A 15,026-nucleotide genomic window follows, 5' to 3' on the forward strand; every position below is an offset into this window, starting at 1 on the left:
CCTTGTGCGGCTCTGTGCGGCGCCGCGAGGAAGACTCTGGCGTACGTACCTGACACCTTCTGTCAGGTACTGAGGGAGACTCGATCCCATGCGTGCCGACCGGCTCCTGGCCCTCCTCCTGCTGCTCCAGAACCGCGGGCGCATGACCGCGCCCGAACTCGCGGAGGAACTGGAGGTCTCGGTCAGGACCGTCTATCGCGACGCCGAGGCGCTCGCGGCCTCCGGCGTACCCGTGTACGCCGAGCGCGGACCGGCCGGCGGCTTCCGGCTCCTCGACGGCTACCGCACCCGCCTGACCGGGCTCACCGACGACGAGGCCGACTCCCTGGCCCTCGCCGGTATGCCCGGGGCGGCGGCCGACCTGGGGCTCGGCGCGGAACTGGCCACCGCGCAGCTGAAGTTGGCGGCCGCACTGCCCGCGGGCCTGGGGGAGCGGTCGCGACGCATCCAGGACCGTTTCCACCTCGACGCGGCGGCGTGGTTCCGTACGGCCGATCCGGCGCCGCTGCTCGCGGTGGTCGCCGACGCGGTGTGGCGCCAGCGGGTGTTGTCGGCGCACTACCGGCGCTGGGGCGGGGACGTCCGCCGTGCGCTGCATCCTCTGGGGCTCGTCCTCAAGGCGGGCAACTGGTACCTGGTGGCATCGGCCGTCCCCGGTGGCGGCGGGGGCGGTGACGACGGGCGCGGTGACGGTGGAAGCAGTGACGGCGGGAGCGGCGGCGGAGATGCCCGCGCCGGTTCCGACACCGCCGTGCGGACGTACCGGGTGTCGCGGTTCCTGGCGGCGACGGTGGGGGAAGAGCCCTGCGTCCGCCCCGACGGGTTCGACCTCGCGGCGTACTGGACGGAGGCCTCGCGCGGTCTTGAGGCGCGCGTGCTGCGGGGGAGGGCGCGGCTGAGGGTGTCCCCGGCGGGGCGCAGGCTGCTGCCCGCGCTGTTCGGGGCGCCGGGGGAGCGGGCCGCGGCCGGTGCGGGCGAGCCGGACGGGGACGGCTGGACCGCGGTGGACATCGAGGTGGAGGGGCTGTCGGTCGCGGTGTCCGACATCCTCAGGCTCGGCCTTGAGGCGGAGGTCCTCGGACCGCCCGAACTCCGGGCCGAGGTGACGAGGACCGTCACCGGGCTGGCCCAGCGCTACGCGTGAGCGCCCCGCGTCCGAACGTGCCTGACCGGGATTGTCAGTGGTGGCCGCTAGCGTCGTGAGAGATGGGCGACGGCCGCACGACCACGGAGGATCCGGTGACGGAGCAGCAGGAGCAGACGGCGGAGGACGCGATGATGACGCGGATCGGACAGGCGGTCATGCTGCATCACGGCGGTGACCGGGAGGAGGCGCAGGACCGCTTCCTCGGCCTGTGGGGGGAGATCGGCGAGGACGGCGACCCGCTGCACCGCTGCACGCTCGCGCACTACATGGCGGACACACAGGTGGACCCCTCGGACGAACTGGCGTGGGACCTGCGGGCGTTGTCGGCGGCGGACGAGCTCACGGACGAGCGGCTGACCGCGCACCACAAGTCGCTCGCGGTGCGCGGCTTCTACCCCTCGCTGCACCTCAACCTGGCGGCGGACTACGCGAAACTGGGCCGCCCGGAAGCGGCCCGCAGTCACCTGCGCAGGGCCCGCGCGGCGGTGGGCTCCCTGGAGGATGACAGCTACGGCACCACCATCAAGTCGGCCATCGCGAGGATGGAGGAGGAGGTGGGGGAGGGGAGCGAGGAGGAGTGAGGGGGTGTCAGCAGGTGCGCGCGGCGCAGGCGGGTGCCAGGGGGCGGGCGCCGTAGCGGCGGGGGTGGGGTGGTGAGGGTGGGTCGTGCGGCGGCGGCCACGGGGGTGTCGCCGTCGTACGACCCACCCCCACCGCTCCATCGCCGAGGACTCAACGGCCGTATGTGTCCCGGCAGATGACGGCTTGAGGGCTGTCCGGCCGCCAGTTTCCGTAGGCCTCGCCGAGTGCGCACACGTCGGTGCCGGTGTCGGGGCGGGCGGCGGGGCCGCCGCCGCTCCCGGGGGTGGTGCGCGCCGGGGCGGGGCGGGTGGCGCCCGCGTCCGGCCGGGACGGCGCGGGCCTGCGGACCGGGGGTGCCGGGGGATGTGGGGTGCGGGGTGGCGGGAGTGCCGGACGGGTCTCGGAAGCGGTGCTCGGGGGCGCCGCGCGATGGGGCGGGTCCATGCGTTGCAGCACCTCGCGGGCGGGGGCCTGCACGTTCTGCGGCCGGTCCTTGCCGTCGGGATGCGGGCCGGGCGGTGACACGGTGGCCGCGGCGGGACGGGGGCCGGAGGGCTGCTCGACGCTCACGCAGCCGGAGACTGCGGCCGAGACGGCCACGGAGACGAGGAGCGCGGAGGTGGTCGTCGATCGGGGCACGCGCCCAACTCTGCTGAGGTGGGCGCCTCTTGGTGGGGAAAGGGCGCGAGGTTGCCCCGCACGGGTGACGGCGCGGAACGGTCCGGCGCGGCGGCGGTGACCTGGGGCGAGCGGCGGCCGTGTCGGGTGGGGCGCGGTGTGAGCGGCGGCCGTGTCGGGTGGGGCGCGGTGTGAGCGGCGGCCAGGTCCGGACGGGGCGCGGTGCGACAGGCGGCCGGGGCCGGGTGGGGTCCGGGCGCGGTGCGAGCGAGGTGCGCCGCACAAGTCGAGCGTGGCGTTCCGTGGACGCTCAGTCCCCCAGCATCCCCCGCAACAGCTCCCCCACGCTGCTCCGCAGTTCCTCCTGGGTCGGCACCGTGGCGTGGTACGAGCCGGCCACGCACGAGAACATCAGGCCGTCGCACCACGCCACCAGGGAGAGCGTGTGGCGCTCGGGGTCGGTGGAGCCCGCGGCGCGCATCAGGGCCTCCAGGGGCTCGCGGAACCGGGCGCCCGTCGCGTCGTAGTAGCTGCGCAGCTCCGGTCTGCGGGTCGCTTCCAGGGCCAGCTCGTAGCGGGAGACGAGCAGGTGGCGGTGGTCGCCGCCGAGAAAACGGTGCAGGGCCAGGGCCAGGCCCGCGGCCAGCGCCTCGCGGCCGGCCCCGGGGCCCGGCATCCCGGTGGGGTCGAGGACCTCCGCCTCCCGCTCGGCCTGCCGCCGCACCGCCGCCTCCAGGAGGGCGAGCCGGGTGCGCGCGTGATTGGACGTCGAGCCCTGCGGCAGCCCCGCGGCCTCGTCGACGGCCCGGTGGGTGAGGCCGCGCATGCCGCGCTCGACGAGCAGGTCGAGGGCGGTGTCGGCGATCAGTTCGGTGCGGGAGCCTCCCGCGCTGCGTACGGACATGACGGAAACCCTACCTCGCTCACTACAGGTGTAGTACGGTCGCTCTGTCGCTCACTACAGCTGTAGTCGAAGGGTGTGGGTGACGTGCGCGCGTGCGCGGCGTACGCGTGCGGGACCGCAGAGGAGGAGCCATGAAGCAGCAGCCCCACGCCGTCGTCATCGGCGGTGGCATCGGCGGGCTCGCCACGGCCATCGGCCTGCACGAGTCCGGGTGGCGCGTCACGGTCCTGGAGCGCGCGGCCACGCTGGAGCCGGTCGGCTCCGGCATCGGCCTCGCCCCCAATTCCCAGCGCGCCCTGGACGTCCTCGGCCTCGGCGACCGCGTCCGCGCCCTCGCCGCCTGGCAGGGCGAGGGCGGCATGCGGGCCCAGAGCGGCCGCTGGCTGGTGCGTACGAGCGCCGCCGAGGCCGAGGCGACGTACGGCGGATCCCTCGTACTGCTGCACCGCGCGACCCTCGTCGACCTGCTGGTCGCCGCGCTGCCCGAGCGGGCGCTGCGCACGGGTGCGTCGGCCCGCCTCACCGACCCCGGCGCCGCCGACCGCCCCGCCGTCGTCACCACCGACGACGGTGACATCGAGGCGGACCTCGTCGTCGGCGCCGACGGCATCGACTCCGCCGTGCGCGCGGCGCTCTTCCCGGCCCATCCCGCGCCCGTCTACGCGGGGTTCACCACGTGGCGCTTCGTCATCCCCGCGCCCGACCGGCCCTTCGCGCCGCACGAGACCTGGGGGCGCGGCGGTGTCTGGGGCACCCAGCCGCTCAAGGACGGCAGGATCTACGCGTACGCCACCGCCCGGGTCCCCGCGGGCGGCAGGGCGCCCGACGACGAGAAGGCCGAGCTGGCGCGCCGCTTCGCCGACTGGCACGACCCGATTCCGTCGCTGATCGCCGCCGTGGCACCCGAGGACGTCCTCCGCCACGACGTCCGCCACCTGCCGACGCCCCTGGCCCACTACCACCACGGCCGGGTCGCCCTCATCGGCGACGCCGCGCACGCCATGACGCCGAGCCTCGGCCAGGGCGGCAACCAGGCCATCGAGGACGCCGTCGTCCTCGCCCACCACGCCGCGCCCGGCGGCGACCTCCCGGCGGGCCTGGCCGCCTACAGCGCGGCGCGCGTCCCCCGCACCACGGAGATCGTCCGACGGGCCGCGCGCGCCTCCCGCGTCACGCACCTCACCAGCGCCCCGCTCATCGCCGTGCGCGACACCCTCATCTCGACGGTGTCGCGCCTCGGCCCGGACCTCATCATGCGCGGCTTCTCCTCGATCGCCGACTGGCGGCCCCCGCAGGCCCCCTGCGCCGCGGGAACAGCGACCGGAGAGCCCAAGAGCCCGGTCACCTCACGGCGATGACGGTCGGCTTCTCGGCGGCCATCAGTACGTACGGGGCCGTGGGGTCGGTGTTCATTCCCCCGACCCACCTGTTGTAGAAGGCCGCCCCCGCTTCCGCGCTCCGGCCCGAGGGGACCTCGAAAGCGGCACACGCCCAGACGTGTGAGCAGACCAGGACGAACTCGCGCGCGGTGACGCCTCGCAGGGCGGCGACAGCGGCCTTGGAGCGCTTCTTGGCCTCCTTGGCCGAGCACTGGTCCTCGCCGTCCTCGGCGGCGAGGTTCTCGCCGACGAAGGCCCGGAGATCGTCGAGTGCCGTCAGGTGCTGCGTGAAGACGAAGGGGCTGTAACTGGCCTGCACGAAGTGCGAGCTGAAGGGAAAAGGGACCCACATCCAGCTCCATCCCGGGCCGGAGCCTCTGTGGACGGCCTCCTGGTCCGCGTACCTGCGGTCGGAGAATGCGCTTTGAGGCCATGTGCCCGGCGCGTCAAGCTTCAGCATCATGTCGCCCCTCTGCGGTCACCTGTCGGCGAGCTGCGGCGGAGACACGCGGCCTCCGCGCGCAGCACATGAACCGGCCGCACGTTACGTGGAGAGGCCACGGAGAAGTTGACTCCGTGTCACCTCTCCACCGCAACTTCACGTGCCGGAAGCCCACCGCGACCCCACATCGCCGAGACGGCATGGGCGCGCTCTTCCGTTCGGCAGATATATGCATTTCAATGGTGGATCAGGCGCAGTCTCCGCCATCGCACCCGGACCCCGTGCGGTGGTCGGTCATCCGCTCACCGCCGGCGGCCACGACGGGACCCCCGGAGGGGCAGCCCTGGGTGGGGTCAGGGCACAATCGAGGTCTGATCAGGGACGGACCACGGCCCGACTCAAGACACGAATGGTGAGGTCGCAGCGGTGAGGACCAGCGGAAACCGCGGTATGAGGATCGGCTGCATCGGACTCGGCGACATCGCGCAGAAGGCGTATCTGCCGGTCCTCACCACCCAGCCGGGCGTCGAACTGCACCTCCAGACGCGGACGCCCGCGACGCTCGCGCGGGTCGCCGGCGTCCACCACGTCCCGGACGAGCACTGCCACACCGACCTGGACTCGCTGCTCGCCCAGGGCCTCGACGCCGCGTTCGTGCACGCGCCGACCGCCGTACACCCGGAGATCGTCACGCGTCTCGTCGAGGCGGGCGTGCCGACGTACGTCGACAAGCCCCTCGCGTACGAACTGGCCGACTCCGAGCGGCTCGTGCGGCTCGCCGAGGACCGCGGCGTCAGCCTCGCCGTCGGCTTCAACCGCCGCTACGCCCCCGGGTACGCCCAGTGCGCCGAGCACCCGCGCGAGCTGATCCTCATGCAGAAGAACCGCGTCGGGCTGCCCGAGGACCCGCGCACGCTGGTCCTCGACGACTTCATCCACGTCGTGGACACGCTGCGGTTCCTGGCGCCGGGACCCGTCGACCACGTCGGTGTGCGCGCCCGTGTCGCGGACGGCCTGATGGAGCACGTCGTGCTGCAGCTCGCGGGCGAGGGGTTCACCGCGATCGGTGTGATGAACCGGCTCAGCGGTTCCACCGAGGAGATCCTCGAGGTCTCCGGTCAGGACACCAAGAGGCAGGTGCTCAACCTCGCCGAGGTCGTCGACCACAAGGGCCAGCCCAGCGTGCGGCGGCGCGGCGACTGGGTGCCGGTGGCCCGTCAGCGCGGCATCGAGCAGGCGGTGCTCGCCTTCCTCGACGCCGTGCGCGCGGGCAAGGTGCTCAGCGCCCGGGACGCGCTGGCGACCCATGAGCTGTGCGAGCGCGTGGTGCTCGCGGCTCAGGAGCAGGCCCGGGGCGCCTGAGCGTCCGTACGCCACCGGCCGCGCACAGCGCGGCGAGCACGAGCAGCGCGGCGTGCACGGGCCAGTCGCCCCAGCGCACGTACGCGGTGGTGCCCTTCGCCAGAGGGACGTCGTAGACCCGTGAGGCGCTCGCCGAGGTGCCGAGCGGGGCGCCGACGCGCGAGCCGTCCGGGGCGTGCACCACGGAGATGCCGGTCAGCGTGGCGTGCACCATCGGGCGGCCCGTCTCGGCCGCCCGCAGCGCCGCGAGCGAGGCGTGCTGGTCGGGCGCCCAGCTGTGCTGGAACGTCGACGTGGCGGACTGGGCGAGCAGCACCTGTGCGCCGTCGCGGGTGAGGCGGCGGCTCATGTCAGGGAACGCCGACTCGAAGCAGACCAGCGGACCGACCCGCAGGCCGTGGCCCACGTCCATCACCACCTGCCGGTCGCCCCGCCTGCGGTCCTCGCCGGCGGCCTTGCCGACCGACGTGGCCCAGCCGAGGAGAGAACGCGCGGGGATGTACTCGCCGAACGGGACGAGCCGCATCTTGTCGTAGCGGTCGCCGGTGGGCCCCTCCGGGCCGACCAGGACGGAGCTCTTGAAGATGCCGGGCCGGTCGGAGCGGCGCGCGTCGACGTTCACGAGGATGTCCGCGCCGACCTCGCGGGAGAGCGCGGCGATCCGGCGCGCGACGTCGGGCCGGTCGGCCAGGTCGTAGCCGACGCTGCTCTCGCCCCATACGACGAGGTCCGGGTCCTGGCCCACGAGCGCGCGGGTCAGTTCCTCCTCGCGGGCCAGCCGCTTGCCCGCGCCGGAGATCCCGTCGATGACGCCGGGCTGGACGACGGCCACGCGGACGTGCCCGGCGGCCTCGGGGCGGGGCGCCCAGGCCCAGGTGGCGCCGGTGACCACGACGACGGCGAGGAGCCCCGCGAGGGCGGGGAGGCCGGGGGAGCGGGTGGGTCTTGTGGGGCGCGTGGAGCCGGAAGAGGCGGCGGGTCCGGTGGCGGCGGCTGCCTGGGCGGGGATCGGGGCGTCGGCGCGTACGGGCACGTCGGTACGTACGGATGCCGTCGCGGCCACGGACAGCAGCACGACCGCCGTGTTCACGACCACGACCAGCGCGCTGACCAGCCACACCCCGCCCACTGACGCCAGCCGCAGCGCGGGCTCCACCTGCCACTGGCTGGAGCCGAGCAGTCCCCAGGGGCCGCCCAACCCCTCCCACGACCTGACCAGTTCGACCATCAGCCAGCCCGAGGGCAGCACCGCGAGCGCGGCGGTGGCGCGCGCGGGCGTCGGCACTCCGCCGAGGAACCGCCGCACCAGCCAGCCCCAGGGCGCCCACAACAGGCCGAGCAGGGCGGCGATGACCACCGTGAACACATGCAGGCTCGGCAGCAGCCAGTGGTGCACGGCCAGCATGAAGCCCGCGCCGCCGAGCCAGCCGTCGAGCGCGGCCCGCCGCCCGGTCGGGGCCGACCTGGCGAGCAGCATCCAGGGAACCAGGGCGACGTACGCGAACCACCACAGCGACGGCGCGGGGAACGCCAGGGCGGGCAGTGCCCCGGCCACGACCGCGATGGCCCCGCGCCACCGGCGTGAGTCGAGCAGCCGCACGCCACGCTGTCGGAGCCGTCCCCTCCGGTCGTCGCCGAACAGATCCATGCAGCGCCTCCCTCGGTCCCCGACGCCCGGCCGTGCCTCCAGTGTGCGCGCCCGTGACGATCTAGGACAGTGGGCGTGGGCCGTGGTGGCGACGGGGGCGCGTCGCGGTGGTGAGGCGGCCCGGGGAGAGGTGCGGGGCCGGGGCCCGTGGCCCGGCCAGGGGCCGGACCCGCGACGGGACCTGAGGTGATGCGGGGTGGGAGGGCCCGGTCCCGGTGGTGCGGGTGCCTAGACGTCTCCGGACGTCTGGGGCTGTCGTTCCTCGGCCATCTGACGCCATTTCTCCGCGACGGCCACCCGGCGCAGCCGCCAACCGCTGTGCGTACGCAGGAGCGAGAAGGCGTAGCGTCCGCCGCAGACGAAGTCCGGCGCGCCGCTCGGCCCGGTGGACGCGGTCGGGGTGAACCGCATCGGATTGAAGTAGTCGGCCTGGACGCGCGCGGTGTCGCCGATGTCCTGCTCGCGCGTCCCGAACTCCACCTTGCGGTTGACGATCAGGTGCTGGCGCATCGGGAACAACCGCATGGATTCCGCCAGCCATGCGGCGATCTCGTCGGCTCCTCCCTCGATGCCGCCCGCGGAGCGGTAGTCGGCGCGGCCGTCGGGGGCGAAGAGCTGTCGGTAGCCGTCCCAGTCGCCGTCGTCGACGGTCACGGCGTACTCGGTGATCAGGGCGTCGATGGCCAACCGGTCGGTCACGGCGGCGAGTTCCACACGCTGCGTCATCGGCTCAGTGTTGGGCACGGGAGGTGCCGAGCCAAGGGGCGTGCAGGGAGGAAGAGCTAGCGTGGGGGACGTGGATACGTCCAGGGTGCGGACGCGGGGGATGCGGCGGGTCCCGCGGACGGCGGGCGCCGGGCCGGTCCCGGCGCGGTCCAAGGGCGTGCTGATGGATGTCGGGGGAGTGCTCGTCCGGGAGTACCTGCCCGCCGCGGCTGCCGCGTGGGGCGCGCGGCTCGGCATCTCCGCGCGGGACTTCCTCGCGGCGCTCTACGAAGGCAACGACTCCGGAGTGCTCATCGGCACCGTCACCGAGGACGCGTGGTGGCGCACGGTCGGGCGGCGGCTGGGGGTCGGCGCGGATGTCGTCGCCGAGGTGCGGCGGGATCTGGCGGCACGGGAGACATGGGACGAAGCCCTCGTGGCGCGGCTGCGGGGCCTGCGGGGCGGTGTGCACGGGGGAGCCGACGGGGGCGGGAGCGGGGAGGGGCGTGTCGTGACGGCGCTCGTCAGCAACACCTGGCCGGACCTGCGGAGAAGGATGACCGAGGGGAGACTCCTGGACGTCGCCGATCACTTGGTCCTGTCCTGCGAGGTGGGCTGCGCCAAGCCGGATCCCCGCATCTACGGGATCGCTCTGCGTCGCACGGCGACGGAGCCCGGCCGGACGCTGTTCGTGGACGACGTGACGGAGAACGTCGAGGCGGCGCGGGCGCTGGGTATCGCGGGTCATGTCCACAGGGAGACGGCGGACACGCTGGGCCGGATCGAGGCGTTCTTGCGGGGCGGCGCCATGTGAGGGGCCGACGCGGGCGAGGCCGCCTCGGCGGGGACGGCCGGGTCCGTCCCGCCGCCCGTACTGCCTGCGCCGCCTACGCGGCCTTCACGACCTCCTCGCGGACCGCGGCGGCCCACTCCGTCACCAACTGCTCGTACTCACGGCGTTGTTCGGCGGTGAGCCGGCCGCCGGCGCGCAGCCACAGGCCGCGGATCCGCTCGTTCAATTCGACGGAAGGCCGCACGGAACCATGGGGTGGTGGGGTTAAGGGCATGGCCTCAAGCCTAGGGGATGGCCAAGACATTCGGAACTGTCAGCTACCACACACCTCCGCCACGTGATCACGGCGCCCGGTCGCCGGTCCCGGACCCTTGTGGAACGGTGGAAATGGTGACAAAACACTCACCCTCTACCGAAGGCGGTTGGTGAAGCCATGTCCTCGAAGCGACGCCGCAAGAAGAAAGCCCGCCGTAAGCACGCGGCCAATCACGGCAGCCGTCCTCAGTCCTGAAGCGCCGTGTCCGCCGCCTCGGTTCCGAGGTCGGGGGTGCGCGAGCGGGCCGTGATCATCGTACGTATGTCTGAATTGGTGGGGGTGCATCCAGATGGGTGCTCCCTGCCGAAGTTACTGCGGGACATCCGGGACCGGGCCCCCGTTCCGGATGAGTCGGCAGCCGCTGGCGTCGTGTATGGAGGTGCATGACGCCAGCGGCACTGCCGTGTCCGCGGCTCCCGCGGCCCGTCGCTGTGCGTCAATGCGCTCCGCGCAGACGTAGAAGGTACGTGGCCGTCACCGCGACGGCCCGGTCCTCGTCCCGCGACAGCTCCGCGAGCGCACGAGTCGCCGTCGCCCCCGGGATGCCGGCCAGCGCCTGGGTCAGCCGCCCCCGCGCGGGAGCTTCCGTGGCGTCGTGGGCGAGGCGGTCGACGAGCCGGGCCGCGATCCGCTCCGCCGTCGCGGTCCCGGCCGCCAGCACGCTCAGGACGTCGGCCGCGTCGGTGTCGTTCCTGCCCGCCACGATCATGTCGATGAGTGTCGGGACCGCGTCGGCCACTCCCTGTGTCCCGAGCGCCAGGGCCGCGTACCCGCGGACCACGGCGTCGGGGTGCGTGAGCGCGTCCCGCAGCCGGCCGGTGGCCTCGGCGCCGGGCAGCGCGGCGAGGGACTGGACGGCGCGTTCCCGCACGGCGGCCACCGGTGAGCCGAGGGCGTCGGCCAGCAGTGCGGGGGCGCCGACGTCGTCGCCGGAGCGCGCCAGCGCCCAGCGAAGCGCACCGGCGACGTTCGGCTCCGTCTCGCCGAGGGCCGCCTCGACCAGGGCCTCCACCGGCACCGGGATCTCGTCGACCGAGGAGGCCGAGGAAAGCGCCGCGCGCTGGCGTGCGGCGGGGCTCTTCGACCCCAGTGCCTGGAGGAGGGCGACGGCCTGGAGGACGTCCTCCCAGCCGGCGGGCTCCGCGGCGCCGATCCGGGACAGCCGGGTGAGCAGCTCGGTCTCGGCGGCGATGCGTTCGCGCGTCTGACGGATGAGGTCGCCGACGAGCGCCGAGGGCGTGAAACCGGGGTCGTCGAGCGCGCGCCCGATCTCGCGCAGCGAAAGACCCAGCGAGCGCAGGCTCTCGATGTGGAAGATCCGCCGGATGTCGTCGTCGGAGTACTCCCGATAACCGGAGCCCGTACGCCCCGAAGGGCGCACCAGGCCGAGCGACTCGTAATGCCTGAGCATGCGGGCGCTGACCCCGGACTGTCGCGCCACCTCACCGATCAACACGCCTTATTGTCCCTCGCCGCCGAGGGCCACGACCTTCTTCGCCTCCTCGACGGCGAACTCGAATCCGGTGTCCGGGTCGCGCAGCAGCCGTTGGGTGGCGAGCGCGTGGGTGCGTACGCGTGGGGCGGTGGCCGTCGTCGCCGCGTGGAGCGCGGGCACGATCACCTCGCCCAGCGCGACCAGTGCCCGGCTGAGACTCAGTTGCGTCTCCCGCCCGCCGCGCCCGAGCTGGGTCGCCAACACCTCGGCCAGCGCGGGCTCCTCGCCCTCGGGCACGAGCAGGACCGCGGCACGCCAGGCGCTGCGGGCCACCTCGTCGTCGGCGTCGGTCAACAGCGTCCGCGTGATCGCGGGCCATGCCCGCGGGTCCCCGATCTTGGACAGGGTGTGCAGCGCCTGGCTCCGTGCCTGCGTACGCTCCGAACGGACCTCGCGGAGCAGTGCGGGGAGCGTCAGGGACACCGGGTGGCGGGTGAGCGCCCAGGTCAGCATGTCGCGTACGAAGAACTCCGGCTCGACCGCGCACCGCTCGACGAGCTTGTCGACGAAGCGGGGGTCGGGCGTCGTGCCGACCGCCAGAGCGGCCCGCAGCCGCACCGAAGAACGGTCGTCGTCCAGCCCCCGCAGCGCCCGGAGTGCTTCCGTGTCCTGTGTCGTGATCGTCATGGGACCACCTCCTTGGCGAGCAGTGAAGGCCTTGTCACCGTGTCAAGGTCAAACGACGGGGGCGGCTTGGTCGCGGACACCATGAACCGGGTCCCAGGTTCGCTAGGTTGTCGGCGGGCCGTGCGCGAGGCCGGAGGCGCAGGGCCGTGAGGGGAGAGAGGGCGCGGTGGGGGAATGGTGAGCCGTTGGTACGCGGTGCTGGGTGTGAACGTTCTGCTCGGCATTCCCGCCGTCGTCCCGATATGGATGCTCTACTTCATCGTCGCCACGTGGGCGCACCCGGCGCCCGAGGAGAACGACGGGCTGGCCGTCGTCGTCATCGCGCTGGGATCCATCGTCGCGGCCTGTGGATTCCTCTGGTGGGCGGCCAACTCGCGACTCGCCCGCCGCACCGCACTCCGCGCGGCCCACTTCTGGCCGCTCGGCCTTTTCGGCACGCTCGTGCCCACGGGCGTACTCGTCTGTGTCCTCTCCTGAGAGCGTGCCGGTACTCGTCGATCCCCTGGCGACTCGCCCGAGCCCCGAAGTCCCCTCTTTTCGACGCGATGGGATACCGCCACGGTTTACCCGGATGCACACCCCTCGGTCGACGACCCGCCGGCGGTGTTCCACCACTCTGGTGTGTGACCACACCACCTGACCGGGGGGAAATATGCGTACCGTGCTCGGCAAGACAGGAGTGGCCGTCGGCGCCCTCGCGCTCATGGCGTCACCGCTGATCGTCGCGGCGCCGGCGGCTGCCGCCGATGCCATGAGCTGCAGCCACGGCTACAGCAACAAGTCGTCCAAGACCGGCCGCATCATCGGCAACGGCGTCAACGTTCGCACCGGACCGCACACCAGCTGTGGTTCCACCGGCGTACTCAACTACGACGACGGCGTGTACTTCCACTGCTGGACCAACGGGACCAGCGTGCACGGGGAGAGCCGGTGGTGGCACATCCGGGTCAACACGACCAACTGGCAGGGCTGGGTCTCCAACTACTACATCGACGCGGTCTCCCCGACGGCCAGTGAGAAGTGCTGACGTCCACGACGTGCCGGGCCCCTGGCTGAGGTTCCCGGCCGGGGGCCCTCGCCGTGCGGGTCACTTCCGTCGGCGAAGGAACAGCCACAGGCGGGCCGCGACGAGGCCGAGGACGATGACGCCGACGGTGACCTGCATCCAACGGGGGAGAGCACCCGAGCCGGGCAGGTACAGGGCGAGGGCGGTCACGTCGTGCTCCTCGGCTTCGGCAGGACCTGCTTCTCACCGTCGTCCACCAGAACGAACACGGTTCCTCGGTACGCGCTCATGCCACGAACCTACCGATGCCGTCGCGCCGGACGGCCGCTGTCGCGCGGAAGACCCCGCTCAGCCCGCCGATTCCCCCGCGTGCGGGCTCAGCACCCCCGTCGCCACCAGGACGATGAGGACGATGCCGAGCAGGACGCGGTAGTAGACGAACGGCATGAAGCTCTTCGTGGTGATGAACTTCATGAACCAGGCGATGACCGCGTAGCCGACCACGAAGGCGACGATCGTGGCGAAGATCGTCGGGCCCCAGGAGACGTGGCCCTCGCCGGCGTCCTTCAGTTCGAAGACGCCGGAGGCGAGCACCGCGGGGATGGCCAGGAGGAAGGAGTAGCGGGCCGCGGCCTCGCGGGTGTAGCCCATGAGGAGGCCGCCGCTGATGGTGGCGCCCGAGCGGGAGACGCCGGGGATGAGGGCCATCGCCTGGCAGATGCCGAAGATCAGGCCGTCCTTGACGCCCAGCTCCTTGAGGTCCTTGCGGTGGCGCACGGCGCGGTGCTTGCCGCCCGTCTCGTCGCGCGCCGCCAGGCGGTCGGCGATGCCGAGGACGATGCCCATCACGATGAGCGTCGTGGCGATCAGGCGCAGGTCGCGGAAGGGACCCTCGATCTGGTCCTTGAACGCCACGCCGAGGACGCCGATCGGGATCGAGCCGACGATCACCAGCCAGCCCATCTGCGCGTCGTGGTCCGAGCGCGGCACCTTGCCGAAGAGCGAGCCGAACCACGCCGACAGGATGCGGGCGATGTCCTTGCGGAAGTAGATCAGTACGGCTGCCTCGGTGCCGATCTGGGTGATCGCCGTGAACGCGGCACCCGGGTCGTGCCAGCCGGCGAACGCGGCGGTCAGCCGCAGATGCGCGCTGGAGGAGATCGGGAGGAACTCGGTCAGCCCCTGGACGAGCCCGAGGATGAAGGATTCAAGCCAAGACATGAAAGCTGCGCCGTCCAAGTGACTGTGGTGTGACCGAGGCGGAATGCCGGGGCGCGAGGGAGATCACGCCCCTCGTCGTGGGGCAGCGTAGCGGGCTTGGGTTACGGGACGGTGGGAGGGCCGATCCCGATCACTACGCAGGTGTCGTCCCCGATCACCTCGCGGGTGTCGTCCCCGATCACTTGGCGGGTGTCGTCAACGGGCCCGTCGTCGTCCACCCGGGCGCCTGCGGGTGCGCGGTGAGGTCCTCGTGGTGGACCGCCTCGCCGCAGGCCGAGCAGGTCACCACCGGCACCAGTTCGTGGCCGCAGACGTGTTCGAGGACCATCGGGCGGTCGCCGTCGCGCAGATGGCGGTCGCCCCACGCCATGAGGGTCATCAGGACCGGCTCCAGTTCGAGGCCGGCCGGTGTCGGCCGGTAGAGGAACCGCTGCGGGCGCTCGCTGTAGACGACCTTCTCCAGGACACCCGCCTCCACCAGGCGGCGCAGCCGCGTCGCGAGGATGTCGCGGGGTGCGCCGATGTTGCGCACCAGCTGGTCGAAGCGCTCGTTGCCGAGGCACACCTCGCGCAGCACGAGCAGGGAGTACTTCTCGCCGACCAGGGCGAGCGTGTCGGCGATGGAGCAGGGGCGCGGATCCTTCATGCGGGCAGTCTAGGGGGCCGGAGGGGGTGGGTTCAGGTTTCCAACTCTATGGGTTTGGTTTTCCAACTCACTCGGCTATCGTGAGTTTGGAATTCCTACTTACCGGTAGCCCCAGTGGCCGTGCCCACTGGTCGT

18 protein-coding genes are annotated in these 15,026 nt (G+C 72.7%); 7 read left to right on the forward strand and 11 right to left on the reverse strand.

Going from position 1 to position 15,026, the window contains the following annotated elements; translation table 11 throughout:
• Nucleotides 1–88 precede the first annotated feature (88 nt).
• Both AB0L89_RS14800 and AB0L89_RS14805 read left to right on the forward strand, forming a co-directional pair.
• Nucleotides 89–1,144, forward strand: a complete 1,056-nt coding sequence (locus AB0L89_RS14800) for a WYL domain-containing protein (RefSeq protein ID WP_365139977.1) — start codon at nt 89–91, stop codon at nt 1,142–1,144.
• A 95-nt stretch (nt 1,145–1,239) separates the two neighbouring features.
• Nucleotides 1,240–1,728, forward strand: coding sequence for a hypothetical protein (locus AB0L89_RS14805; RefSeq protein WP_365139980.1), 489 nt, complete (start codon nt 1,240–1,242; stop codon nt 1,726–1,728).
• Nucleotides 1,729–1,879: 151 nt separating this feature from the next.
• Here the strand turns inward: AB0L89_RS14805 and AB0L89_RS14810 are convergent, their stop codons facing one another.
• The gene (locus AB0L89_RS14810; protein WP_365139983.1) at nt 1,880–2,368 is read right to left on the reverse strand and encodes a hypothetical protein; all 489 of its coding nucleotides are present in this window, start codon (nt 2,366–2,368) and stop codon (nt 1,880–1,882) included.
• A 289-nt stretch (nt 2,369–2,657) separates the two neighbouring features.
• Nucleotides 2,658–3,251 carry a TetR/AcrR family transcriptional regulator gene (locus tag AB0L89_RS14815; RefSeq protein WP_365139986.1) on the reverse strand — a complete coding sequence of 198 codons (594 nt, stop codon included), beginning with the start codon at nt 3,249–3,251 and terminating at the stop codon, nt 2,658–2,660.
• A gap of 131 nt (nt 3,252–3,382) precedes the next feature.
• Between AB0L89_RS14815 and AB0L89_RS14820 the strand changes: the two genes are divergently transcribed.
• Nucleotides 3,383–4,609, forward strand: a complete 1,227-nt coding sequence (locus AB0L89_RS14820; RefSeq protein ID WP_365139989.1) for an FAD-dependent monooxygenase — start codon at nt 3,383–3,385, stop codon at nt 4,607–4,609.
• On the opposite strand, the gene AB0L89_RS14825 is transcribed toward AB0L89_RS14820, so the two are convergent.
• A complete protein-coding gene (locus tag AB0L89_RS14825; protein ID WP_365139992.1) occupies nt 4,593–4,982 on the reverse strand; it encodes a hypothetical protein in 390 nt (129 codons plus the stop codon). The genes AB0L89_RS14820 and AB0L89_RS14825 overlap by 17 nt on opposite strands.
• A 540-nt stretch (nt 4,983–5,522) precedes the next feature.
• On the opposite strand from AB0L89_RS14825, the gene AB0L89_RS14830 reads away from it, so the two are divergent.
• Complete coding sequence (locus AB0L89_RS14830; protein WP_365139995.1) at nt 5,523–6,434, forward strand: Gfo/Idh/MocA family oxidoreductase; 912 nt, start codon at nt 5,523–5,525, stop codon at nt 6,432–6,434.
• On the opposite strand, the gene lnt is transcribed toward AB0L89_RS14830, so the two are convergent.
• On the reverse strand, nt 6,352–8,082 hold the full coding sequence (gene lnt / locus AB0L89_RS14835; protein ID WP_365139998.1) for an apolipoprotein N-acyltransferase: 1,731 nt from the start codon (nt 8,080–8,082) through the stop codon (nt 6,352–6,354). The two genes, AB0L89_RS14830 and lnt, sit on opposite strands and share 83 nt — an antisense overlap.
• Before the next feature lie 228 nt (nt 8,083–8,310).
• Nucleotides 8,311–8,808, reverse strand: coding sequence for a nuclear transport factor 2 family protein (locus AB0L89_RS14840; protein WP_365140001.1), 498 nt, complete (start codon nt 8,806–8,808; stop codon nt 8,311–8,313).
• 70 nt (nt 8,809–8,878) lie between these two features.
• Here AB0L89_RS14840 and AB0L89_RS14845 point away from each other — a divergent pair, with 70 nt between their 5' ends.
• Nucleotides 8,879–9,601 (forward strand): HAD-IA family hydrolase, encoded by a 723-nt coding sequence (locus AB0L89_RS14845; RefSeq protein WP_365140004.1) that lies wholly within the window; start codon nt 8,879–8,881, stop codon nt 9,599–9,601.
• A gap of 73 nt (nt 9,602–9,674) precedes the next feature.
• Here the strand turns inward: AB0L89_RS14845 and AB0L89_RS14850 are convergent, their stop codons facing one another.
• The 3 genes from AB0L89_RS14850 to AB0L89_RS14860 all read right to left on the reverse strand — a co-directional run bounded on the left by AB0L89_RS14850 (nt 9,675) and on the right by AB0L89_RS14860 (nt 12,018).
• Nucleotides 9,675–9,854 carry a hypothetical protein gene (locus AB0L89_RS14850; protein ID WP_365140007.1) on the reverse strand — a complete coding sequence of 60 codons (180 nt, stop codon included), beginning with the start codon at nt 9,852–9,854 and terminating at the stop codon, nt 9,675–9,677.
• Between the two features lie 478 nt (nt 9,855–10,332).
• A complete protein-coding gene (locus AB0L89_RS14855) occupies nt 10,333–11,352 on the reverse strand; it encodes a MerR family transcriptional regulator (RefSeq protein WP_365140010.1) in 1,020 nt (339 codons plus the stop codon).
• A 3-nt stretch (nt 11,353–11,355) separates the two neighbouring features.
• Nucleotides 11,356–12,018: a HEAT repeat domain-containing protein gene (locus AB0L89_RS14860; RefSeq protein WP_365140013.1), complete on the reverse strand. Its 663-nt coding sequence runs from the start codon at nt 12,016–12,018 to the stop codon at nt 11,356–11,358.
• Nucleotides 12,019–12,192: 174 nt separating this feature from the next.
• Between AB0L89_RS14860 and AB0L89_RS14865 the strand changes: the two genes are divergently transcribed.
• A complete protein-coding gene (locus tag AB0L89_RS14865; protein WP_365140016.1) occupies nt 12,193–12,495 on the forward strand; it encodes a hypothetical protein in 303 nt (100 codons plus the stop codon).
• A gap of 175 nt (nt 12,496–12,670) precedes the next feature.
• Nucleotides 12,671–13,045, forward strand: coding sequence for an SH3 domain-containing protein (locus AB0L89_RS14870; RefSeq protein ID WP_365140018.1), 375 nt, complete (start codon nt 12,671–12,673; stop codon nt 13,043–13,045).
• A 60-nt stretch (nt 13,046–13,105) separates the two neighbouring features.
• On the opposite strand, the gene AB0L89_RS14875 is transcribed toward AB0L89_RS14870, so the two are convergent.
• From AB0L89_RS14875 to AB0L89_RS14885, 3 genes are all read right to left on the reverse strand, one after another.
• A complete protein-coding gene (locus AB0L89_RS14875) occupies nt 13,106–13,234 on the reverse strand; it encodes a hypothetical protein (RefSeq protein WP_365140021.1) in 129 nt (42 codons plus the stop codon).
• Nucleotides 13,235–13,372: 138 nt separating this feature from the next.
• Complete coding sequence (locus AB0L89_RS14880) at nt 13,373–14,245, reverse strand: undecaprenyl-diphosphate phosphatase (RefSeq protein ID WP_365140024.1); 873 nt, start codon at nt 14,243–14,245, stop codon at nt 13,373–13,375.
• 178 nt (nt 14,246–14,423) lie between these two features.
• Nucleotides 14,424–14,891: a helix-turn-helix domain-containing protein gene (locus AB0L89_RS14885; protein WP_365140027.1), complete on the reverse strand. Its 468-nt coding sequence runs from the start codon at nt 14,889–14,891 to the stop codon at nt 14,424–14,426.
• Nucleotides 14,892–15,026: the final 135 nt, after the last annotated feature.

Source organism: Streptomyces sp. NPDC052114, from assembly GCF_040680155.1.
Lineage (GTDB): Bacteria > Actinomycetota > Actinomycetes > Streptomycetales > Streptomycetaceae > Streptomyces.

Excerpts from the sequence above, each read along its gene's own strand:
- AB0L89_RS14800 (WP_365139977.1), top strand. The coding sequence starts at position 89 with ATGCGTGCCGACCGGCTCCTGGCCCTCCTCCTGCTGCTCCAGAACCGC.
- AB0L89_RS14815 (WP_365139986.1), bottom strand. The coding sequence starts at position 3,251 with ATGTCCGTACGCAGCGCGGGAGGCTCCCGCACCGAACTGATCGCCGAC.
- AB0L89_RS14820 (WP_365139989.1), top strand. The coding sequence starts at position 3,383 with ATGAAGCAGCAGCCCCACGCCGTCGTCATCGGCGGTGGCATCGGCGGG.
- AB0L89_RS14825 (WP_365139992.1), bottom strand. The coding sequence starts at position 4,982 with ATGTGGGTCCCTTTTCCCTTCAGCTCGCACTTCGTGCAGGCCAGTTAC.
- AB0L89_RS14830 (WP_365139995.1), top strand. The coding sequence starts at position 5,523 with ATGAGGATCGGCTGCATCGGACTCGGCGACATCGCGCAGAAGGCGTAT.
- lnt (WP_365139998.1), bottom strand. The coding sequence starts at position 8,082 with ATGGATCTGTTCGGCGACGACCGGAGGGGACGGCTCCGACAGCGTGGC.
- AB0L89_RS14840 (WP_365140001.1), bottom strand. The coding sequence starts at position 8,808 with ATGACGCAGCGTGTGGAACTCGCCGCCGTGACCGACCGGTTGGCCATC.
- AB0L89_RS14850 (WP_365140007.1), bottom strand. The coding sequence starts at position 9,854 with ATGCCCTTAACCCCACCACCCCATGGTTCCGTGCGGCCTTCCGTCGAA.
- AB0L89_RS14860 (WP_365140013.1), bottom strand. The coding sequence starts at position 12,018 with ATGACGATCACGACACAGGACACGGAAGCACTCCGGGCGCTGCGGGGG.
- AB0L89_RS14865 (WP_365140016.1), top strand. The coding sequence starts at position 12,193 with ATGGTGAGCCGTTGGTACGCGGTGCTGGGTGTGAACGTTCTGCTCGGC.
- AB0L89_RS14870 (WP_365140018.1), top strand. The coding sequence starts at position 12,671 with ATGCGTACCGTGCTCGGCAAGACAGGAGTGGCCGTCGGCGCCCTCGCG.
- AB0L89_RS14880 (WP_365140024.1), bottom strand. The coding sequence starts at position 14,245 with ATGTCTTGGCTTGAATCCTTCATCCTCGGGCTCGTCCAGGGGCTGACC.
- AB0L89_RS14885 (WP_365140027.1), bottom strand. The coding sequence starts at position 14,891 with ATGAAGGATCCGCGCCCCTGCTCCATCGCCGACACGCTCGCCCTGGTC.